This is a genomic window from Janthinobacterium lividum, from assembly GCF_011601275.1.
Taxonomy (GTDB): Bacteria; Pseudomonadota; Gammaproteobacteria; order Burkholderiales; family Burkholderiaceae_D; genus Janthinobacterium; species Janthinobacterium lividum_E.
This window is the reverse complement of record NZ_JAAOLY010000001.1, coordinates 328,131-348,344: the sequence shown is the minus strand read 5'-3', so window position 1 is coordinate 348,344 and position 20,214 is coordinate 328,131. Positions and strand designations below refer to the sequence as shown.

General features: G+C 62.0%; 20 protein-coding genes. 6 read left to right on the top strand and 14 right to left on the bottom strand.

What is annotated here, in order from left to right; genetic code table 11:
* Positions 1–84 precede the first annotated feature (84 nt).
* Complete coding sequence (locus tag GYK42_RS01610) at positions 85–918, top strand: type 1 glutamine amidotransferase domain-containing protein (protein WP_166446063.1); 834 nt, start codon at positions 85–87, stop codon at positions 916–918.
* Positions 919–980: 62 nt separating this feature from the next.
* Here the strand turns inward: GYK42_RS01610 and GYK42_RS01605 are convergent, their stop codons facing one another.
* Positions 981–1,406 (bottom strand): organic hydroperoxide resistance protein, encoded by a 426-nt coding sequence (locus tag GYK42_RS01605; RefSeq protein ID WP_166446062.1) that lies wholly within the window; start codon positions 1,404–1,406, stop codon positions 981–983.
* Between the two features lie 283 nt (positions 1,407–1,689).
* Here GYK42_RS01605 and GYK42_RS01600 point away from each other — a divergent pair, with 283 nt between their 5' ends.
* Positions 1,690–2,955 carry a histidine kinase gene (locus tag GYK42_RS01600; protein WP_166446061.1) on the top strand — a complete coding sequence of 422 codons (1,266 nt, stop codon included), beginning with the start codon at positions 1,690–1,692 and terminating at the stop codon, positions 2,953–2,955.
* Positions 2,942–3,724: a LytR/AlgR family response regulator transcription factor gene (locus tag GYK42_RS01595; protein WP_205711240.1), complete on the top strand. Its 783-nt coding sequence runs from the start codon at positions 2,942–2,944 to the stop codon at positions 3,722–3,724. The genes GYK42_RS01600 and GYK42_RS01595 overlap by 14 nt, the downstream gene beginning before the upstream one ends.
* Positions 3,725–3,730: 6 nt before the next feature.
* On the opposite strand, the gene GYK42_RS01590 is transcribed toward GYK42_RS01595, so the two are convergent.
* The 7 genes from GYK42_RS01590 to GYK42_RS01560 all read right to left on the bottom strand — a co-directional run bounded on the left by GYK42_RS01590 (position 3,731) and on the right by GYK42_RS01560 (position 11,268).
* A complete protein-coding gene (locus tag GYK42_RS01590; protein ID WP_166446060.1) occupies positions 3,731–4,774 on the bottom strand; it encodes a histone deacetylase family protein in 1,044 nt (347 codons plus the stop codon).
* Between the two features lie 28 nt (positions 4,775–4,802).
* Positions 4,803–6,404 (bottom strand): glutamate--cysteine ligase, encoded by a 1,602-nt coding sequence (gene gshA / locus GYK42_RS01585; protein WP_166446059.1) that lies wholly within the window; start codon positions 6,402–6,404, stop codon positions 4,803–4,805.
* Positions 6,405–6,619: 215 nt separating this feature from the next.
* Positions 6,620–7,450 (bottom strand): peptide chain release factor N(5)-glutamine methyltransferase, encoded by an 831-nt coding sequence (gene prmC / locus GYK42_RS01580; RefSeq protein WP_166446058.1) that lies wholly within the window; start codon positions 7,448–7,450, stop codon positions 6,620–6,622.
* Between the two features lie 11 nt (positions 7,451–7,461).
* Positions 7,462–7,932 (bottom strand): disulfide bond formation protein B, encoded by a 471-nt coding sequence (locus GYK42_RS01575; protein WP_166446057.1) that lies wholly within the window; start codon positions 7,930–7,932, stop codon positions 7,462–7,464.
* Between the two features lie 126 nt (positions 7,933–8,058).
* The gene (gene prfA, locus GYK42_RS01570; protein ID WP_166446056.1) at positions 8,059–9,135 is read right to left on the bottom strand and encodes a peptide chain release factor 1; all 1,077 of its coding nucleotides are present in this window, start codon (positions 9,133–9,135) and stop codon (positions 8,059–8,061) included.
* A gap of 87 nt (positions 9,136–9,222) precedes the next feature.
* The gene (gene hemA / locus GYK42_RS01565) at positions 9,223–10,497 is read right to left on the bottom strand and encodes a glutamyl-tRNA reductase (RefSeq protein WP_046681909.1); all 1,275 of its coding nucleotides are present in this window, start codon (positions 10,495–10,497) and stop codon (positions 9,223–9,225) included.
* Between the two features lie 81 nt (positions 10,498–10,578).
* Entirely contained in the window at positions 10,579–11,268 is a 690-nt protein-coding gene (locus GYK42_RS01560) for a response regulator transcription factor (protein WP_166446055.1), read from the bottom strand.
* A gap of 168 nt (positions 11,269–11,436) precedes the next feature.
* Here GYK42_RS01560 and GYK42_RS01555 point away from each other — a divergent pair, with 168 nt between their 5' ends.
* Positions 11,437–11,946 (top strand): hypothetical protein, encoded by a 510-nt coding sequence (locus GYK42_RS01555; RefSeq protein ID WP_166446054.1) that lies wholly within the window; start codon positions 11,437–11,439, stop codon positions 11,944–11,946.
* Between the two features lie 5 nt (positions 11,947–11,951).
* Here the strand turns inward: GYK42_RS01555 and ptuB are convergent, their stop codons facing one another.
* From ptuB to metE, 6 genes are all read right to left on the bottom strand, one after another.
* Positions 11,952–12,584 carry a retron Ec78 anti-phage system effector HNH endonuclease PtuB gene (ptuB, locus tag GYK42_RS01550; protein ID WP_166446053.1) on the bottom strand — a complete coding sequence of 211 codons (633 nt, stop codon included), beginning with the start codon at positions 12,582–12,584 and terminating at the stop codon, positions 11,952–11,954.
* Positions 12,577–14,025, bottom strand: coding sequence for an AAA family ATPase (locus GYK42_RS01545; RefSeq protein WP_166446052.1), 1,449 nt, complete (start codon positions 14,023–14,025; stop codon positions 12,577–12,579). Before GYK42_RS01545 ends, ptuB begins: the two co-directional genes overlap by 8 nt.
* Positions 14,026–14,142: 117 nt before the next feature.
* Complete coding sequence (minE, locus tag GYK42_RS01540) at positions 14,143–14,394, bottom strand: cell division topological specificity factor MinE (RefSeq protein WP_034752886.1); 252 nt, start codon at positions 14,392–14,394, stop codon at positions 14,143–14,145.
* Between the two features lies 1 nt (position 14,395).
* Positions 14,396–15,211 (bottom strand): septum site-determining protein MinD, encoded by an 816-nt coding sequence (minD, locus tag GYK42_RS01535; protein WP_034752889.1) that lies wholly within the window; start codon positions 15,209–15,211, stop codon positions 14,396–14,398.
* 37 nt (positions 15,212–15,248) lie between these two features.
* Positions 15,249–15,998, bottom strand: coding sequence for a septum site-determining protein MinC (gene minC, locus GYK42_RS01530; protein ID WP_046682062.1), 750 nt, complete (start codon positions 15,996–15,998; stop codon positions 15,249–15,251).
* 226 nt (positions 15,999–16,224) lie between these two features.
* Complete coding sequence (gene metE, locus GYK42_RS01525) at positions 16,225–18,558, bottom strand: 5-methyltetrahydropteroyltriglutamate--homocysteine S-methyltransferase (protein WP_166446051.1); 2,334 nt, start codon at positions 18,556–18,558, stop codon at positions 16,225–16,227.
* 118 nt (positions 18,559–18,676) lie between these two features.
* Between metE and GYK42_RS01520 the strand changes: the two genes are divergently transcribed.
* Together GYK42_RS01520 and GYK42_RS01515 are read left to right on the top strand one after the other, a co-directional pair.
* Positions 18,677–19,585, top strand: a complete 909-nt coding sequence (locus GYK42_RS01520) for a LysR family transcriptional regulator (protein ID WP_046681913.1) — start codon at positions 18,677–18,679, stop codon at positions 19,583–19,585.
* A 129-nt stretch (positions 19,586–19,714) separates the two neighbouring features.
* Entirely contained in the window at positions 19,715–20,200 is a 486-nt protein-coding gene (locus GYK42_RS01515) for a phasin family protein (protein WP_166446050.1), read from the top strand.
* The last annotated feature ends 14 nt before the right edge of the window (positions 20,201–20,214 follow it).

The following is a 20,214-nucleotide window of genomic DNA, read 5'->3' as shown; positions in this document are numbered from 1 at the left end:
CGCATCAGTGCTGTGCATTATTCATCATTTCTCCCCATTTTGATTCGGAATATGCTGGTGACCTCTCTACAGAAAGGCCACACCATGAAAAAATTACTGATCAGCAGCCTGTTGCTCGCCGCCTTTTCCACCGCCCAGGCGGCAGACGTCCTCGTCGTGCTGTCGGACGCCAATCACCTCGAGCTGCGCGACGGCAAGGTCTTCCCGACGGGCTTTTATCTGAATGAATTGATGCAGCCCGTGAAAAAGTTGCTCGACGCGGGCCACACGGTGACGTTCGCTACGCCGCATGGCCAGGCGCCCACCCTGGACGCCAGTTCGGATACGGTCGATTACTTTGGCGGCGACGCGGCCGCGCACGCGGCGCACAAGGCGCTGCTGGACCAGCTGGCGCTGACGGTGCCGGGCCGCTCGCCCGTGATCAGCCTGAAGCGCGTGGAACAGATCGGTTACGGACACTACGCGGCCGTGCTGGTGCCGGGCGGCCACGCGCCGATGCAGGATCTGTTGAAGGACGCCAGCCTGGGCGCCTTGCTGCGCCAGTTCCACGCGGATGGCAAGCCGACGGCGCTGCTGTGTCATGGCCCCATCGCCCTGCTTTCGGCCTTGCCGCAGGCGGCAGCGTTTGCGGCCGCGCTGGAAGCGGGCCGCACGCCATCCACCCCGGCGGACTGGATCTACAGCGGCTACCGCATGACGGTCATCAGCAATCAGGAAGAGCTGGCGGCGCAAGGCGCGCTGAAGGGCGGGACGATGAAGTTCTATCCGCAGTCGGGCTTGCAGGCGGCCGGCGCGCGCTATGTGCAGAACCAGGCGCCATGGACCAGCAACGTGGTGGTCGACCGTGAACTGATCACGGGACAGAATCCCGCCTCGGCGCCGGCCCTGGCGGACAAGCTGCTGCAGGCGCTGCGCTAAAGCAAAAATCCCCGGCGACGCCCAATGGCGCGGCCGGGGATGTACAGTGCGTGCAGCGGGGATTAGACGATCGTCAGGGTGACGTCGATGTTGCCGCGCGTGGCGTTCGAGTACGGGCAGACGATGTGGGCGGCGGCGACCAGCGCTTCGGCGGCGGCGCGTTCCATGCCTGGCAGCGAGATTTTCAGTTCCACTTCGATGCCGAAGCCCGTTTCGATGGCGCCGATGCCGACGTTGCCTTCGATGGACAGGTCTGCTGGCAGGGCGATCTTGTCGCGGCCGCCAACGAATTTCATGGCGCCGATGAAGCAGGCCGAGTAGCCGGCGGCGAACAGTTGTTCCGGATTGGTGCCGACGGCGCCATTGCCGCCCAGTTCTTTTGGCGTGGTCAGCTTGACGTCGAGCACATTGTCGGACGACACGGCACGGCCTTCACGGCCTCCGGTGGCGGTGGCTACAGCGCGGTACAGGACTTGTTTGATCGACATGGTGGTTTCCTTTAGGTAGATAAATAGGTGGCTACTAAATAGTGTGCTACTTGTTTCAGGGGCTGTTGCCTCAGGATCTCCGTCTGCAGAAGCACTTGCCGGCGTCCATGTGCTTAATATATATCGTGCGCTATTTAATTGCAAGCGATTTTATTTTGAGGAGACGCATATTGATGCTTTATTTTGATGCCTTTGTCGCCAGTATTGCCCTTCCATCGCATAATGGCCACCGCCGCGTGCGCCGATGGTTATGCTTGGCCCACTTCAATACCAAGGAAAAATCATGACTAGCCTCTTCTTTATCCTGCGCATCACCCTGGCCACGATGCTTACCTACATCATCGCCACGGCGATCCTGGTCGAGAATTTCCTGCGCTATATTTTCGGGAATACGGAAGGCTTCTTTGTCATCGTCGGCGCGCTGCTGGCCTGCGCCGTGATCACGAATGCGTTTTCGCACGTGCGGCGCGTGCGCCTGATCGCCGGCGCCGTCAATGCCGGCACCCTGTCGAGCCGTCAGCGGCGCCAGATCGAGATTCCGTTCGAGGCGGGCGAGGCGTTCGACATGATCGACGCGGCCATCCGCGAATTGCCGGGCAGCGAAGTGGTGGAAAGCGCGCGCGACAGCCTGCAGGTGCAGGCTAGAGTGCGCCGCGCGGCGCCCTACACGCACACGGGCTTGCCGCGCATGCGCGTGCTGGGTTTCCTCGAGCCGCGGCCGAACCAGATCCTCGCCACCGTCACGCCGAATGGCGAGGCGGGCAGCGTGACCCTGATCTGCGAACCGGCGCGCAATGCCTGGACCGACTGGTTCCTCGTCGACCATGGCAGCAACCTGGAAAACGCGGAAGCGGTGACGCGGGCGCTCACGCGCCGGGTGGCGCAGCGCCGCCGTGGCGAGCAGGCCGAGGCGCGCCAGACGGTGACGGAAAAGGAACTCACGGTGGCCAAACTGAGCCTGCTGCATGCGCAGGTCGAGCCGCACTTCCTGTACAACACCCTGGCCAGCGCGCAGCTGCTCACGCGCAGCGACCCCGTGCGCGCCGATGAAATGCTGGGCAACCTGATCCTGTACCTGCGCCACTCGCTGCCGCGCACGGAGCAAGCCATGTCCACCCTGGGCACGGAGCTGGAACGGGCGCGCGCCTACCTCGATATTTTGAAAATCCGCATGGGCGGGCGTTTGAACCTGCAGATCGAAGTGCCGCAATACCTGCGCCAGGTGGAACTGCCGCCGATGATGCTGCAAACCCTGGTGGAAAACGCCATCAAGCATGGCCTGGAGCCGAAAAGCGGCGGCGGCACCATCTGGATCATGGCGCGCAGCGGTAATGGCACGGTGATCGTCACGGTGGCCGACGACGGCAAGGGCTTCAGCGACGATGGCGCCGGCACGGGCATCGGCCTGCGCAATGTGCGCGAACGCCTGCGCCTGACCTACGGCAGTGCCGCAGCGTTTGCCATCGTCGCCAATTTTCCCGATGGCGTGACGGCCACCATCACGGTGCCCGACAGCACGGCGCAAGGAGTGTCGTATGCATCAGCCTGAGATGACTTGCGTCATCGCCGAAGATGAAACCCTGCTGCGCGACGCGCTCGTGGCCCTGCTGGCCGAAGAGTGGCCGGCACTGCGCATCGTCGCCGCCTGCGACGATGGCGGCACGGCGCTCGAGGCCATCGCCACGCACAAGCCCGACGTCGCCTTTCTCGACATCCGCATGCCGGGCTTGACGGGGCTGGAAGTGGCGGCCGGCGCGCTTGAAGCGAGTCCCGCCACGCAGGTGGTGTTTGTCACGGCCTACGACCAGTACGCGATCGACGCCTTCGACAAGGGCGCCGTCGATTATCTGTTGAAACCGATCGCCCGCGAGCGCCTGCAAGCGACCCTGCAGCGTGTGCGGGCGCGGGCCGGCAAGGCCCGGGCGGGTGACGGCGCGCTGGCCGGCCTGCTGCAGCAATTGAGCAGCGCCTTGCCGGCGGCCGCCAAGTCGCCGCCGCTGGTGTGGCTGACGGCCAGCAGCGGCAAGGATACGCGGCTGATCATGGTGGAAGACATCGCTTATTTTCAGTCCGACACCAAGTACACGGCCGTCATGACGGCGGATGGCGAGGCGCTGCTGCGCAAGCCGATCCGCGAACTGCTCGACGTGCTCGACCCGGCCATCTTCAAGCAGATCCACCGCTCCACCATCGTCAACATGAAGATGGTGGCGTCCGTCACGCGCGATGAGGTGGGACGCGGTGTCTTGCGCCTGAAGACGCGGCCGGAAACCCTGGCCGTGAGCCAGCCGTTCATGGCCTTGTTCCGCAATATGTAGGGCGGCTTAATCGGCCGTCTCGAAACCTTCCAGCACATTGACGACATTGATGCCGATTTCCTTCACCGCATAACCGCCTTCGAGGATGAAGGCGGTGGGCAGGTTCAGGTGGGCCAGGCGTTCGCCCACGCGCAGGTAGTCGCCGCTTTGCAGGGTGAAGTGCGACAGCGGGTCGCCGGCGAAGGTGTCCACGCCCAGCGACACCACCAGCGCGTCGGGCGCATACATATTGATGCGCAGGCAGGCCGTTTCCAGGGCGGCGAACCAGCTGGCCGTGGTGCTGCCGGCCGGCAGCGGCAGGTTGACGTTGTAGCCGAGTCCCGCGCCGCTGCCGGTTTCATCCGCATGGCCCAGGTAAAACGGATATTCGCTGCGCGGATCGGCGTGGATGGAGGTGAACAGCACGTCGTCGCGCTGATAAAAGATGCTTTGCGTGCCGTTACCGTGGTGGTAATCGATATCGAGGATGGCGACCTTGCGGGCGCCGTCGTCGAGCAGATGCTGCGCGGCCAGGGCCGCGTTGTTCAGGAAACAGTAGCCGCCAAAGAAATCGCTGCCCGCGTGGTGGCCCGGTGGGCGCGTGAGGGCGAACGTGGCCCGCTCGCCCAGGCGCAGCGCGTGGGCCGCGTTGACGGCGCAGTCGGCGCCCGTCTTGGCCGCCGTCCACGTGCCGGCCGTCAGCGGCGTGCCGTTGTCCATCGAGTACAGGCCCAGTTTGGCCGTGAAGTCGTCCGGCTCGATATCGCTGCGCAAGGTGCGCACGGGCCACACGGACGGCAGCGCGTCCTTGCCCGCGTTGTCCGGATCGAGGGCCAGCCATTCGTGCCAGGCGTGACGCAAAAAATGCAGGTAGCGCGGCGTGTGGATGCGCTCGAGCGACGTCAGCGGCACGCCGTGCGGCGTGACGATGCGGCCCAGGTTGCGCCGGCCCAGCTCGGCCACCACCATGTCGGCCCGTTCGGGCGTCTCGAAGCAGGGCACCATGGTGCCGCGAAACATCTCGAAGCGGCCCCGGTGCTGGCCGTGCAATTCATTGTAGAAGGTCAGCATGGGGCGCCAGGCAAAAAGTCGGGCAGGATCAGGTGTGCGAGCACAGGGTGCTGGCGCGGTAGGCGGCGACGAAATCGTCGAAGCTGCCGGCTGGCGCCGCTTCCATGGCGCGCTGCTCGGCCAGCGAGCTGGCGGCCATCGCGTCGAAATATGCGCTTTGCTCGGGTGTGGGCGGATGCGCGCGGAAAAACGCCGCATGGCGTTCGCTTTGCTGCAGGCCGAAGGCGGCAAACGAGCCGCCGTTGGCGCGCAGCTCGGCCAGGACCTTGGCCGATGGCGTCGCGTCCGGGTCGGCCAGTTTGACGGCTTGCGCCGCCAGGCTGTCCGCGTGCTGCGTGCCGCCATGGCGCGCGTCGAGCAGCGCTGCCACGGGCGCGATGCGCGCCAGCAGTTCCTCGCCCCAGGCCTGCAAGCCGATGTCCTCGCCATCGCGGCGCAGGGTCAGGCCCGGCTTGCGGCCTTCCTTGACGGTGCGCGCGAAATTGTTCGTGTAGCAGGCGCTTTGCTCGGCCGAGATGGGGCCGCTGTCGTCGAGCGCGCAGAACAGCAAAAACGCGTCGAGGAAGCGCCCCGTTTCCAGGCTGATGCCGACCGGTTCGAAGGGGTCGACATCCATGCAGCGCACTTCGATGTATTGCACGCCGCGCAGGCACAGGGCTTGTATCGGACGCTCGCCCGTGCGGATCACGCGCTTCGGGCGGATGGTCGAATAGTATTCATTTTCGATCTGCAACACGTTGGTGGACAGTTGTATCCACTCGCCATCCTTCTTTGTACCCAGCGCCGCATACGGCGGATACGGGTCGTTGACGGCGTGCGTGAGCGCGTTGACGTAGTCTTCTAGGCTGTTTTCGTGCGGGCGCAGGCCCGACTGGGCGTCGTTCTGGTAGCCGAGGTCGCTCATGCGCAGGCTGGTGGCGTACGGCAGGAACAGGGTGTCGTCGGACAATGTGTCGAGCTTGTGCGCGCGGCCGCGCAGGAAGCCGGCGGACAGGGCCGGCGAAGCGCCGAACAGGTACATCAGGAGCCAGCTGTAGCGGCGGAAGTTGCGGATCGTCGCCAGATAGCTTTCCGACTGCACGTCTTTCGGCGTGGCTGCTGCCTGCGTGGCGCTGGCGCTGGTGTCCGGATTGCTGGCCAGCACTTGCCACAACTGTTCGTCGAGCGAATAGTTGTAATGGATGCCGGCGATGCATTGCATGGCTTTGCCGTAGCGCAAGGCCAGGCCGCGCCGGTAGACGTGCTTGAGCATGCCCATGTTCGACGTGCCGTAGTTGGCGATCTCGATCTCCGCTTCGGGCGGCAGCTGGCATGGCATCGACTGGCTCCACAGCAACTCGTCGCCGAGGCGGCTGTAGGCGTGGCGGTGCACGGTGTCGAGCTTGTCGAGCGTGATGGCGATGTCGGATTCGGCCGGCGTGATGAATTCAAGCAGCGCTTCGGCGTAGTCGGTGGTGATTTCAGGGTGCGTCAGCGCCGAGCCCAGGGCGGCGGGATGGGGCGTGGAAGCCAGATGGCCGGCGTGGTCGACGCGCAGGGTTTCACGCTCGATGCCGCGCAAGCCGCCCAGCAGCGCGCGGTTGGCATCTTCGGTCAGCAATGCCAGGCGGCGAGTCAACAGGTTGGGCAATTTGAGCTTCCTTTCGTGTGCAGCATGTAAATAATTTGTGCTGAGATTAACCGAATTTTGGCAAATGCGTCGGCGCCGGCCCAAAAAACGCCGCGTCGCCAGCGTCCGCCCCGGGGAACGGGGACGGCGCTTCGGTCAGGAATTCGCTTGATATTTTAACAAACTGCGGGGGATCTGGCGCGCTGCCGGGTCAAGCTTTGCGCAGGTGGCGGCGGTCAGCCCAGGCGGGCGCCGCTGACTCGTTCGATGCCGGCCAGGTCGCGCCAGCTTTGCACTTTATTGTAGCCGGCGTCGGCCAGCAAGCCGCGCACGGATGCCGCCTGGTCGTAGCCGTGCTCCATCAGCAGCCAGGCGCCCGTCGCCAGGTGGCGCGCGGCGCCGCAGACGATGGTGCGCAGGTCCGACAGGCCATCGGCATGGTCGGTCAGCGCGTCCGCCGGCTCGAAGCGCAAATCGCCTTCGGCCAGGTGGCGGTCGCCGCTGGCGATGTAGGGGGGATTCGAAACGATCAGGTCGAATTTTTCCGTGCCCAGCGCTTCGAACCAGTCGCTGGCCATGAAGGTGATGTTCACGCCGTTGGCGCTGGCGTTGCGGCGCGCCACGGCCAGCGCAGCGCTGCTCACGTCCAGGGCCGTGACGACGGCGTCGGGGCGCGTGTGCGCCAGCGCGACGGCGATGGCGCCACTGCCCGTACCCATGTCAAGCACCCGTCCGCCGGGCGGCAATCGCTCGAGCGCCAGTTCCACCAGCACTTCCGTGTCGGGGCGGGGGATCAGCACGGCGTCGTTCACTTCGAACGGCAGGCCGAAAAATTCGCGCTGGCCGACGATATAGGCGATCGGCTCGCCCTGCAGGCGGCGCGCCAGCAAGCTGGACAGGCGTTCGGCTTCGTCTGCAGTGAGCACGCGCTCCGATTGCGTGATCAGACTCACGCGCGACAGGCCCAGCGCGTGGCCGAGCAAAATGCGGTTATCGAGCGGATCGAGCAGTGGACGGATTTGCAGGGCGCCGACAGTGCTGCCGGCGGGAATCAAGGTTTCTGACATGGTGCTTTCAATTATTTCTGACGGCGCAGCAAGGTCCACAGCATGGCGATGGCGAAGATGGCGAACCAGGCGAATGCCCATTGCGGGATCGACAGGCCGAAAAACGGCTCGCCGGCGTTTTCGCAGGCGCCGTACGATTCAAACATGAAGGGCATGAGTTCTGCCGTGAAGACCTTGTTCAGCGCCGTTTCCACCGGGTCGATGCCGCACGAGAAGCCGGGGTTGGCCAGCACGTACAAATGCTTGGCGCCCACGCCCAGGCCGCCCAGGGCCGCCAGCAAGCCGACGCCCGCGCCGATTTTCGGTTTGTTTGCCACCGCGCCAGCCAGGCAGGCGATGCCGATGGCGAGGAACAGGTAGCGCTGGATCACGCACAGCGGGCACGGCGCCATGTTCATGGCGTGCTGCAAATACATGGCCACGCCCAGCATCAGGAAACACAGGGCGGCGGTCAACAGGAGGACGGTGCGTGAATTTTTCATGGGCGACACGGTGAGGTGGATGGAATCGAGCTGGTCATTTTCGCACAAGGACCGATTTTTATTGCTTAGCCGCTACTTAAAGCTGTCGGCTTAGCGCAGCGTAAGCCGACACAACGGCGCCAGCCTTTAGTCGCCCAGCGCCGCCAAAAGCTCAGCCTGATGCTCCGCCGCCAAGGCATTCGTCAACTCCGTCAAATCCCCGTCCATGATGAAGTCGAGCTTGTACAAGGTCAGGTTGATGCGGTGATCCGTTAGGCGGCCCTGCGGGAAATTGTAAGTGCGGATGCGCTCGCTGCGGTCGCCCGAACCGATCAGGCTCTTGCGGGTGGCCGCTTCCTTCGACTGCTGTTCGCGCAGCTGCACGTCCTTGATGCGCGCGGCCAGCACTTTCATCGCTTGCGCCTTGTTCTTGTGCTGGCTGCGGTCATCCTGGCACTCGACCACGATGCCGGTTGGCAAGTGGGTGATGCGCACGGCGGAATCCGTCTTGTTGATGTGCTGTCCACCGGCGCCCGAAGCGCGGTAGGTGTCGATGCGCAGGTCGGCCGGGTTGATGTTGACGTCCTCGACTTCATCGGCTTCCGGCATCACGGCCACCGTGCAGGCGGACGTGTGAATGCGGCCCTGCGTTTCCGTGGCCGGCACGCGCTGTACGCGGTGGCCGCCCGACTCGAATTTCAGCTTTGAATACGCGCCATTGCCCACCACGCGCACGATCACTTCGCGGTAGCCGCCCAGGTCGGAGTCGGACGAGGACACGAGTTCCACCTGCCAGCGGTTGCGCTCGGCAAAGCGCGTGTACATGCGCAGCAGGTCGCCCGCGAACAAGGCCGATTCATCGCCGCCCGTGCCGGCGCGAATTTCCAGGAAGATGTTGCGCTCGTCGTTGACGTCCTTCGGCAGCAGCATGGTCTGCAATTCGCGTTCCAGGCGCGTCATGGTGGTTTTCGCCGTCTCGATTTCTTCCTGGGCGAATTCCTTCATGTCCGGGTCGCCCAGCATCTCTTGCGCTGTCGTAATATCGTTGCCCGCTTCCTGGTAGGAACGGTACAGGGCCACGAGCGGGCCCAGTTCGGCGTGTTCGCGCGTCATCTTGCGGTAGCTGTCCATGTTCGACGTGGCGTCCGGATGCATCAGCAGTTCGTCGAGTTCGACCAGGCGATTCGCCAGTTGATCGAGTTTGGCCAGCATGGATGGTTTCATAGCGATTCGCGGTAAAAGAGTGGTGGGATGATGCAAGCCCGGCAGGCGGGCAAGGGTGGTCGCGCGCGGGCGGCCAGCGGGGCTGCGCTAACGGCGGGGGCGGAACAGTTTCGGCAGCAGGGTGACTAGCTGCTTGCGCTCGTCGCCTTGCGCGTGGTGCAGCGCCTGCTGCGGGCCGTGCAGGAACTTGGCCGTCAAGCCTTTCGACAGCGCTTCCAGGACGGCGTCGATGTCGGCGCCCTTGGCCAGCATCTTGCGCGCCCGTTCCACTTCCATCAGGCGCAACGATTCGCTGTTTTCATGCAAATGCTGGATGACGGGCACCATGGCACGGTCGTCGACCCAGCTCATGAACGATTGCACGCGCGTCTCGATGATGGCTTCGGCTTGCGCCACGGCCGCTTGCCGGCTTTCCAGGCCCGTCTGCACAACTTTGCCCAGGTCGTCGACCGTGTACAGGAAGACGTCGTTCAAACGGCCCACTTCCGCTTCGATATCGCGCGGCACGGCCAGGTCGACCATGAACATGGGCTTGTGGCGGCGTGCCTTGATGGCGCGCTCGACGAGGCCCAGGCCCAGCAGCGGCAACGATGACGCCGTGCACGAGATGACGATGTCGAACTGGTGCAGCTGCTCCGGCAAGTCCGCCAGGCGGATGGCCTTGCCGTTGAAGCGGTGCGCCAGTTCCTCGCCCCGTTCCATGGTGCGGTTGGCAATGGTGATGCTTTTCGGGTTTTGCGCCGCAAAGTGCGTGGCGCACAGTTCGATCATTTCGCCGGCGCCGATGAACAGCACGTTCTGTTCGGCGATCTTGTCGAAGATGCGCTGCGACAGGCGCACGGCGGCCGCCGCCATGGACACGCTGTGGGCGCCGATTTCCGTGCTGCTGCGCACTTCCTTGGCCACGGAAAAGCTGCGCTGGAACAACTGGTGCAGATACGTGCCCAGGCCGCCCGCCTCGTCGGCCGTGCGGATGGCGTCCTTGATCTGCCCCAGGATCTGCGTTTCGCCCAGCACCATCGAATCGAGCCCGGAGGCGACGCGGAAGGTATGGCGCACGGCATCGTGCTGCGGCAGCATATACAAGTGGGGGCGCAGCTCGCTGTAGTTGAGCTTGTGATAATCGGCCAGGAAATGCGCGCCCGCGTCGAGCGGATTGGGCACGTGGCTGGCCGCATACAGCTCGGTGCGGTTGCACGTCGACAGGATGGCCGCTTCGTCGTTGTCGCGCAAGTCGATGCGCTGGAACCAGGTGCGCGCCGCCATCACCGCCGAACCCAAGTGCTCAGGCGCAAACGCCAGCTGTTCGCGGAGCGACACTGGGGCGGTGGTATGGTTGAGACCGACGGCGAGCAGTTGCATTTCAGGGCTGTTGGGGTGACTTATGCCGACATTATAGCGCTTTGTGCCCGCGCTTTGAGCAGGTCAGCCGTTTGCCGCCATTCAGCCGCCCAGTTTTTCCAGGCGATAACCGTAGCTGTAGACGGGCACGAGCCGGTAGCCGTGTTCCGGTTTCAGCTGCAGCTTGTTGCGCACGCGCGAGACGTGGGTATCCATGGTGCGCGAAGGCAGGGCGGTGTCGCGTTGCCACACGGCTTCGTGGATGTAGGCGCGCGACAGGGGACGGCCCAGGTTGCGGAAAAACAGCAGCGCCAGGGCGAATTCTTTGTGCGTCACGTCCAGCACTTCGCCATTGCGCAGCAGGCGTCCGGGACGGGTTTCAAACGTGTAATGACCGAATTGCAAGTACTCGGCGCCATTCTGGGCCGGGTACGCCACGCGCAGCAGCGCCTGGGTGCGCAAGGTCAGTTCGCTGCGCCGCAGGGGCTTGATCATGTAGTCGTCGGCACCTGCCGTCATGCCCGCCACCACGTCGTCTTCACCGGAACTGTTGGTCATAAACAACACGGGCGCCTTCGGCGCCAGTTTTTCCCGGGCACGGCGCAAGACTTCCGCACCGTCCAGATCGCTCACGTGCCAGTCGAGGATGAGCATGTCGCAACTGTCCTTGCGCAGTTGCCCCAGCATTTCCTTGCCACTCTGAAACTCGTGGCAAGCGTGGCCGGCGGCGGTGAGCACCTGGCAGATCAGTTCTGCCTGGCTATGGTCGCTATCGAGTACGGCAATTCGCATAATTGGCTGGAGTGTGTAGCAACAAACAGACGGTCTGCTCTGCTTATCGTAATGTTAAGGAATGCTCAAGTGAAATATAACAGAGATTGCAACTGTGTCCAGTGAAATCGGAGGGCAGACCCTTTACGTTACACTTGTTCATCTACCCCCTACTGTGGAGAAACGGCCATGTCAGACAAGAGCACTACCGATTGGACACTGATACCGGCCAGTCGTGCGGAAATCGAGCAAGTGCGCGAGCGTTGCCGGCGCCTGGTGCAGCGGCGCGCCATGATGTCGGCGGGGGCCTCTGCCATTCCCATTCCAGGCATCGACCTGATGTCCGACGTGGGCCTGTTTTCCATGCTGATCAACGATATCAACCACGAATTTGGTCTCACGCCCGAGCAGATCGAACGCCTGAACCCGCAGTTCAAGATGATGGCTTACCGCGCGGCGGTGGGTATGGGCGGCATGCTGGTAGGAAAGTTGGTGTCGCGCGAACTGATACTCCACCTGCTCAAGCGCAGTGGCGTCAAGATTGCCACCAAGCAGGTGGCGCGCTTCGTGCCGTTTGCCGGCCAGGCAGTGGCGGCGGCCATCGGCTACGCCGTGTTCCGCCAGATCGGCAACCAGCACGTGAACGCCTGCGCCGCGGTGGCGCAGGAATTGCTCACGGTCAGGCCGAGTCAAAGCTGATTCTTTTATGTAGGGATCAAAATGTGTCTGATAGCCGTCGCAAATGGTTGATTCGCCGTTGCCGCGAGTTCGTCTTTTAAAAATGCTTTTCCTTCCGCTACTGTGAAATCGCCTGAGTCCACCATTTCCCTGACTTCCTTTGCTTGGTCGATATAGCCAGCGATCACACTGCGTCGCATTTGGCGCAAGGCGCCGTTGAGATTGAAAATGCGTATGGTTTCCATTGCGCGTTTTTTATCTGTGGCGTTCAATCCTTCGCGCACGGCCACGGTACCGTCGCTGACGAACAAGAAAAAATGTTCCGGATCTTCCTCGTCCGGTTTGATCAGGTCGGCAGGATCGTAACGTGGCAGTTTATCTTTGAATTTGCCGCAGCTGTCCAATCGATTACAGGAACCAAAAAGATTCGCCCAGAGAAAGGTCACCTTTGGATCATGCGCTTTTTGACGAAAATGCTCTATATGTCTCTTGTCGTTGCGCAAGGTATCTTCGCAATAGGCGCAACGATGTTGCTGCATCTCGTCCAATCTTTCCCATATCTCGTGCTTGTCTTCGGCGATGACGGCCTTCCAGTTGTCCCGGCCATGCTGATAGTTGGACAAGCACGTCGGCGCAGCACCGCGTTGCAGCTTATGCATCACCCGTCTCGCGCAACGGCAATTTGCGTTTGAACGCTTGCAGGCGTATCAGGCGGTCACATTCCAGCATCTTTGGGTGAAGGGTGCCAAAATGAGCATCCAACTGGTCGCGTAACGTCTTGCCACCAGGCTCGTCATGCAAATTCTGCTGAATTAACGCCATGTAGTGACTGAGTTGGCGAGCAGGCTCGACATCGGGAACGGGATTGATACCCATCACATTGGCCAGCACGTCCGAACTGGCCACCCCCATAGTTTGTTGATCGATGGTATTGACCACCATGCGCTTGCAACCGCTTTCTTCATCCAGTTCCCAATCCAGCCGGCGTATGCAGTGCGCGTCGATGCTGCTCAGTACTTGAGGGCTGTGGGTCGTGACGATGAACTGGATATTTGGAAATGCCTTTTGCAAATCAGGCAATACGGTCTGTTGCCACTCCGGGTGCAAATGCATGTCGATTTCATCGATCATGACGATGCCATGCGTCAGCAAGGCCGCTTTGTCGCCATGGTGGGTATTGAGTTTGTAGCAGCGGTAGGCAATGTCACCGACGAGCGCGAGCATGTTGCGTATGCCGTCACTGAGTTGGCTAACCTTGAGTTTGCCCTGATCAGGATGTTCCAGTACCAGATCGTCGTGTTCGGCGCTATATTCCAGCCAATGCCAGCCTGTATGCGGTTCCAGAATCACGTCGATGGCCTGCTGGACGGCGCGTACCGGTGCAAGCAGATCGCCCGCGACCTCCACTTCGGGGCCGAGTCTCTTTTCGAGATTGCGAATCTGCGCATCCCTGAGCGCCTTGAATACCCGCGTGTACCACTGGGCAAAGTCTTTATAGCTTGACGAAGGCGCGAGGCAATCGCGATAGGCCCAGGTGCGCGAGAACGAGGCCTGGTCCACTTTATCCACTTTGCCAGCCAGTTTCTTTTGGCTCCACAATCGGCCCGTGCCGTAATAGCCGAGCATCGGCAATTCATCCGCTTCAACCTGGCCATTGGCAAAGACGCGATTTTCCAAAACCTGTGCATAGCCATACAGCTCTATTGCATCAGAGAAAGCATTGTTTTTTGTTTTGCTGGACCTTTTGACGCTGTCGCGCAAGCGTCTCCCATGCCAATCCAGATCAGTACGACCGGCATCATGGACCAATGGCTCAATAGTGCCAAATGACTCAATCACGCAAGGCAAGCGCCATTCCATCTGATGCGCTGCCAGTTTTTCGCGAAACACATCGTCGATCTGTATGCCCGTGGTATCGAGCGACATGCTGCCCAGGTCGAAGCCGGCGATATACGGCCACAAGGCAATCTTGATGGCGTCTAACAGGGAGGATTTTCCTTGGCCGTTGAGTGCGACAATTACTGTCAACTGGGGATCGAAAGCGAGCTGCACATTTTCAAAGCAACGGAAATTCTGCAGAGTGATCCGTTCGATTTTCAATGTTGGCTCCAGTGCAGCAAAGGTGAATGTCGTCAGGGACAACGCGAAAAGGGCTGACTGAATGTCAACCCTTTGATTATAGTACTGTTTTTGTCCGCCTTTGTTGCTTGGCCAGCTCTATGCGTCCGGCAGCACCACGTTGACGTCGAGCACCTCCAGGTTGCCCTGGCGGTCCAGCGAAATCTTGATGTCGTCGGCATTCACCTTGGTGTACTTGGAAATGACGGCGATCAATTCCTTGTGCAGGGCGGGCAGGAAGTCCGGGCCATCGCGTCCGCTGCGTTCGCGGGCGATGATGATCTGCAGGCGTTCCTTGGCCGCGGTGGCCGTCTTCGGCTTGGGGGGGAAGAGGAAAGAAAGCAAGGCCATATCACTTCGCCCCAAAAATGCGCTGGAGTAATCCAGGCTTTTCATAGTTGGTAAAGCGCAACTCGACTTCTTCGCCGAGGAAACGCGAGACCACGTCTTCATAGGCTTGCGCCACGTCCGTGCCCGTGAAATGGATGGCCGGATTGCCCTGGTTCGAGGCGGCCAGTACTTGCTCCGACTCCGGAATGATGCCCACCAGCGGGATGCGCAGGATTTCCTGTACGTCCTGGTAGGACAGCATTTCATCCGATTCCACGCGTTTCGGCGAGTAGCGGGTGATCAGCAAATGTTCCTTGACCGGCTCGCCGCCCGTCTGCGCGCGGCGCGACTTGGCTTGCAGGATGCCGAGGATGCGGTCCGAATCGCGCACCGACGACACTTCCGGGTTGGTAACGATGATGGCTTCGTCGGCGAACGTCAGCGCCATCAGCGCGCCATGCTCGATGCCGGCTGGCGAATCGCAGATGATGAACTCGAAACCCATGTTGATCAGGTCGTTCAACACGCGTTCCACGCCTTCTTCCGACAAGGCATCCTTGTCGCGCGTTTGCGACGCGGGCAGGATGAACAGGTTGTCGCAGTGCTTGTCCTTGATCAGGGCCTGGTTCAGCGTGGCCTCTTTGTTGATCACATTGATCAGGTCGTAGACGACGCGGCGCTCGCAACCCATGATCAGGTCGAGGTTACGCAGGCCCACGTCGAAGTCGAGCACGGCTGTCTTGTGGCCGCGCATGGCCAGGCCAGTGGAAAAACTGGCGCTAGAGGTCGTCTTGCCGACACCGCCCTTGCCGGACGTCACAACAATAATTCTTGCCACAAATAATCCTTTTCAGATATCTCTTGAATTGTGCAGCTTAAGAGCGGTTCACGGGAGTGACCGGATTGACAGAGTGTATATCGATTCTGTCTCCAGCCAAACGAATTTGCGCGGGTCCGCGCGCCATTTCCGCAGGGAAACCATCCTCGAACGTGCGGTACACGCCGGCGATCGAGACCAGTTCCGGTTCCATGGCCAGCGCGAAGATGCGCGCCTGGGCATTGCCCGAGGCGCCGGCCAGCGCGCGGCCGTACAGCGAGGAATACACGTGGATGCTGCCATCGGCGATGATTTCGGCGCCATTGTTGACGACAGCGGTAATGATCAGGTCGCAGCCGCGCGCATAAATGCGCTGGCCCGCCCGCACGGGCGTGTCGATGACCATCACCTGGGCGTCGGCGCCCGCCTGGGCGGCGGCCGTGGGCGTATCCTTGGGGCCATCCTTGGGCGGCGCATCGTCGCGCGTCTTGCCGCTGTCGAGGCTCAAGCCTTGCGCCAGGATGGCGTCATGCATGTCGGCCGGCGCATTGCGCACGGCCACGGCATTCAAACGATATTTTTTCAGCAGGGCCACCAGGGCGGCCCAGTCGATGGGCACGCTGCCGGGCGGCAAGGCTGCCACGTCCAGCACGGCCAGGTCGTCCTCGAAAAAGTCGGCCACGCCGCCCGTCATGTCGCGCAAGGCGGCATCGAGTGCCTGCGTATCGGCGCTATGCATAATGGCGGAGACAGCAACGACGGTGGAAATCTTGATTTCGATAGGCTTCTGCGACGGGCTTTTGGACATAAACATTTATCAAAGTGAAACTGCGGCAGGCCAGATGTTCCGTACGGCAACAATGGGAGCAGTAAATTTCTTGCATTCTACTGCAAAAAAATCGGCGTCAGGGGCCTGGCGCGTGCTATTCCGCAGGGCAACACCCACTTCATGTCAAAAAAAACGGACGGCGCCCCGGAAAACCGGTGCGCCGCTCCGAAAGCAGCCCTGCATGCGGCCTGGATAGGGGCTTATGTCATGCAGCCGCGCGCATCTGCCGTGCCGCCGCCACCATATTTTTCAACGCCGCTTCCGTTTCCGCCCAGCCCCGCGTCTTCAGGCCGCAGTCCGGGTTGACCCATAAATGGGCTGGTGGAATGACGGCGCTGGCTTTTTGCAGCAATGTCACCATGTCGGCGGTCGAGGGGATGCGCGGCGAGTGGATGTCGTACACGCCGGGGCCGATTTCGTTCGGATACTGGAAATGGCCAAAGCCTGTCAGCAACTCCATGTCCGAGCGGCTTGTCTCGATCGTGATCACGTCGGCATCCATGGCGGCGATCTGCGGCAGGATGTCGTTGAACTCCGCGTAGCACATGTGGGTGTGGATCTGCGTCGCGTCGCTGACGACGGACGCGGCGATGCGGAAGGCGCGCGTGGCCCAGTCCAGGTAGGCGTCCCACTGGCCGCGGCGCAGCGGCAAGCCTTCGCGGATGGCCGGTTCGTCGATCTGGATGATGCCGATGCCGGCCGTTTCCAGGTCTGCCACTTCGTCGCGGATGGCCAGGGCCAGCTGCAGCGCCGTGGTGGCGCGCGGCTGGTCGTCGCGCACGAACGACCATTGCAGGATCGTCACCGGCCCCGTCAGCATGCCCTTCATCGGTTTATTCGTCAGGCTTTGCGCGTGCACCGTCCAGGCCACCGTCATGGCGGCCGGGCGCTGCACGTCGCCGTAGATGACGGGCGGCTTGACGCAGCGCGAGCCGTACGATTGCACCCAGCCGTGGCGCGTGAAGATAAAGCCGTCGAGCTGCTCGCCGAAGTATTCGACCATGTCGTTGCGTTCCGCTTCGCCATGCACGAGCACGTCCAGGCCCAGCGCCTCCTGGCGTCCCACGGCGTGGGCGATTTCGGCGCGCATCTGTGCTTCATACTCGGCGCCCCCAAGTTCGCCTCGCTTGAAACTGGCGCGCGCGGCCCGGATGGCCGTCGTCTGCGGGAAGGAACCGATGGTCGTCGTCGGGAAGTCGGGCAACTGGAAACGCGCGCGCTGTACGGCCTGGCGCAGCGGGAAGCTGGAATCGCGGCGGTCCACGGTGGGCGTGAGCGCTTGCAGGCGCTGCGCCACTTGCGGACGGTGCACGCGGGGGCTGGCGCGGCGCCCGGCAATGGCATGGCGAGAAATGGCCAATGCGGCCAGCGCAGCGTCATCGGGATGGCTTGCGAGCGCCTCCTTGAGGACGGCGATTTCCGCCAGTTTTTCCGTGGCAAACGCCAGCCAGGTCCGGATTTCACCGTCGAGTTCCGTTTCCGCTTCCAGGCTGAACGGTACGTGCAGCAGTGAGCACGACGGCGCCAGCCACAGGTGGCCGTTGCGCTTGGCCGCCAGCGGCTGCAGCACGGCCAGGGCCGCGTCGAGGTCGGTGCGCCAGATATTGCGGCCATCGACGATGCCGATCGACAAGACTTTATGCGCGGGCAGCCAGTCCGTGACACTGATCAGTTCATGCGGCGCGCGGATGCCGTCCACGTGCAGGCCGGCCACGGGCAGGCGGCATGCCAGGCTGAGGTTTTCTTCCAGCGGCGAGAAATACGTGGCCAGCAATATATTCACGCCTACCTGGTTCAACTGCCAATAGGTGCTCTCGAAAGCGCTGCGCCACGCGCTGGGCAAGTCCAGACCCAGGATCGGTTCGTCGACCTGCACCCATGTCACGCCTTGCTGCTTGAGGCGGTCGAGCAGCGCGCCGTAGACGGGCAGCAATTGTTCCAGCAGGGCCAGGCGGTCGAAGCTCGACTCGCCTGGCGTCTTTTCCTTGCCCAGCCACAGGAAGGTGAGGGGGCCGATCAGGGCTGCCTTGACCTCGTGGCCCAGCGCCTGCGCTTCGGCCGCTTCCGCCAGCAGGCGCTCGCAAGCGAGAGAAAACCGGGTCTGCGGCGACAATTCGGGCACCAGATAATGGTAATTGGTGTCAAACCACTTGGTCATTTCCAGCGCGACAGTGCCTGCGGCGTGTGCATGGTGCGCGTGGCCGCAGCCCGCGTGCTCCGCATGCGTTTCTTCACTGCGCGCCATCGCGAAATAGCGCGACAGGGGCGATTGCTCTGGCGCAAAGTCAAAACGCGCCGGTTCGCAGCCCAGCAGCTGGATATGGTTGGCGACCTGGTCGTAAAAGGCGAAGTCGCCCACGGTGACGTAATCGAGCCCGGCCTCCCTTTGCAATGCCCAGTGGCGCGCGCGCAGTTGCTGGCCCGTCGCTTCCAGCGCCGCCTCGGATAGCTCGTCGCGCCAATGGCTTTCCAGCGCCAATTTCAGTTCACGCGCGGCGCCGATACGGGGAAAGCCAAGGATGTGGGTACGAATGGTCATGATGTCATCGAGATTTAATGTGAATGCGCTAGAGTGTGCGGCAACTTGATCTATAATCAAAACGAAACATTTTGCCGAATAACATGAAAATAATTCACGTACAGATCCCACTTTTCCGATGCTAGAAATCCGCCACCTGCGCACCCTGAGTGCCCTCCGTTCGTCCGGCAGCCTGGTGCGCGCCGCGCAACTGCTCAACCTGACCCAGTCGGCCCTGTCGCACCAGATCCGTTTGCTCGAAGAGCGCTACAAGGCGCCCTTGTTCGAGCGCAAGTCGATGCCGATCGCCTTTACGGCCACGGGCAGCCGGCTGCTGGAACTGGCCGACAAGCTGCTGCCCGAGATCGAGCTGGCCGAGCGCGACGTGGCGCGCCTGTCGCAGGGAGATCAGGGACAGCTGCGCGTGGCGCTCGAATGCCATACCTGTTTCGACTGGCTCATGCCCGTGATGGATGCATTCCGCCAGCGCTGGCCGGAAGTGGAAATCGATCTTGTCTCCGGCTTTCACAGCGAACCGGCGGACTTGCTGCGTTCGGGCGAGGCCGATCTCGTGATCGGTTCGCCGTATGGTCCCGACTTCACCGTGTTTCCCCTGTTCCGCTTTGAAATGCTGGTGGTGATGGCGCAGAAGCACCGGCTGCAGGCGCAGCGCCGGCTGATGGCGGCCGACTTTACGGGCGAGACCTTGATTACCTATCCCGTGCCGGAAGAGCGCATCGACCTGATCCGCGAAGTGCTGCGGCCGGCCGGCATCCAGTTTGAGCGTCGCACGGCCGAATTGACGGTCGCCGTGCTGCAGTTGGTGGCGAGCCGGCGCGGCATTGCCGCCTTGCCGAATTGGGCCATCAAGAATTACGTCGATTACGATTATGTGGTGGCGCGCCCGGTGGGCGAGCATGGCTTGTGGAGTGATTTGTATGTCTCCGTGCCAGACCATCTGCAGGACAAGGCGTACGTGCGTGATTTCGTCAGCGTGATACGCGAGCAGTGCGCGGCCTCGCTCGATGGTATCAAGTTGTTGTCTTGATCAACGTTGAGTTGGAAACAAACCAACAGCAAAGCTTGAGATATATCAAGGTTCAGTAATGAACCACCGCTTACAGTTGAGCACTGTGCGGCGCAACATGGCGCCGTCTACTCTTTGGGGAGAAACGACATGTTTTCATTTTCCGAACAATGGGCATTGGCCGGCAAGGCCGTGGTGGAAGCGCAATTGATCAGCGCGCAAGCGTATGCCCAGGCTGCCGTCGACAGCGGCGCCAGCGTGCTGGACCTGCAACTCGATGCGGCCCGCTCGGCGCTGGCCGCCGCTACGGTGGCGGGCAATCAGCTGCTGTCCGTGAAGGACCCGCAAGCGCTGCTGCAGCTGTCGCGCGCGCAGTCGCAACTGGCCATCGAACGTATCGGTGCGTATGGCCGCCAGGCAAAGGATGTTGCCCAAGAAACCCAGGAGAAATTCGAGACTGTGACAAAGGGTGAGTTTGCTGCATCGCGTCAAAAATTTGGCGAGCTGTTGCAAGTAGTAAAGCAAACCCCCGTCCCCCTGATTATTCCCTTCAATAATTTTCTAAAAACCACTTTCGGCGGCGCCGATGAAGGGTATGATAAAAATAAAAACACGCGTCCTGCTCGCCAGGCGTAAGCGTGTTGCGGCCC

Excerpts from the sequence above, each read along its gene's own strand:
- GYK42_RS01610 (WP_166446063.1), top strand. The coding sequence starts at position 85 with ATGAAAAAATTACTGATCAGCAGCCTGTTGCTCGCCGCCTTTTCCACC.
- GYK42_RS01605 (WP_166446062.1), bottom strand. The coding sequence starts at position 1,406 with ATGTCGATCAAACAAGTCCTGTACCGCGCTGTAGCCACCGCCACCGGA.
- GYK42_RS01600 (WP_166446061.1), top strand. The coding sequence starts at position 1,690 with ATGACTAGCCTCTTCTTTATCCTGCGCATCACCCTGGCCACGATGCTT.
- GYK42_RS01595 (WP_205711240.1), top strand. The coding sequence starts at position 2,942 with ATGCATCAGCCTGAGATGACTTGCGTCATCGCCGAAGATGAAACCCTG.
- GYK42_RS01590 (WP_166446060.1), bottom strand. The coding sequence starts at position 4,774 with ATGCTGACCTTCTACAATGAATTGCACGGCCAGCACCGGGGCCGCTTC.
- prmC (WP_166446058.1), bottom strand. The coding sequence starts at position 7,450 with ATGTCAGAAACCTTGATTCCCGCCGGCAGCACTGTCGGCGCCCTGCAA.
- GYK42_RS01575 (WP_166446057.1), bottom strand. The coding sequence starts at position 7,932 with ATGAAAAATTCACGCACCGTCCTCCTGTTGACCGCCGCCCTGTGTTTC.
- prfA (WP_166446056.1), bottom strand. The coding sequence starts at position 9,135 with ATGAAACCATCCATGCTGGCCAAACTCGATCAACTGGCGAATCGCCTG.
- hemA (WP_046681909.1), bottom strand. The coding sequence starts at position 10,497 with ATGCAACTGCTCGCCGTCGGTCTCAACCATACCACCGCCCCAGTGTCG.
- GYK42_RS01560 (WP_166446055.1), bottom strand. The coding sequence starts at position 11,268 with ATGCGAATTGCCGTACTCGATAGCGACCATAGCCAGGCAGAACTGATC.
- GYK42_RS01555 (WP_166446054.1), top strand. The coding sequence starts at position 11,437 with ATGTCAGACAAGAGCACTACCGATTGGACACTGATACCGGCCAGTCGT.
- ptuB (WP_166446053.1), bottom strand. The coding sequence starts at position 12,584 with ATGCATAAGCTGCAACGCGGTGCTGCGCCGACGTGCTTGTCCAACTAT.
- minE (WP_034752886.1), bottom strand. The coding sequence starts at position 14,394 with ATGGCCTTGCTTTCTTTCCTCTTCCCCCCCAAGCCGAAGACGGCCACC.
- minC (WP_046682062.1), bottom strand. The coding sequence starts at position 15,998 with ATGTCCAAAAGCCCGTCGCAGAAGCCTATCGAAATCAAGATTTCCACC.
- metE (WP_166446051.1), bottom strand. The coding sequence starts at position 18,558 with ATGACCATTCGTACCCACATCCTTGGCTTTCCCCGTATCGGCGCCGCG.
- GYK42_RS01520 (WP_046681913.1), top strand. The coding sequence starts at position 18,677 with ATGCTAGAAATCCGCCACCTGCGCACCCTGAGTGCCCTCCGTTCGTCC.
- GYK42_RS01515 (WP_166446050.1), top strand. The coding sequence starts at position 19,715 with ATGTTTTCATTTTCCGAACAATGGGCATTGGCCGGCAAGGCCGTGGTG.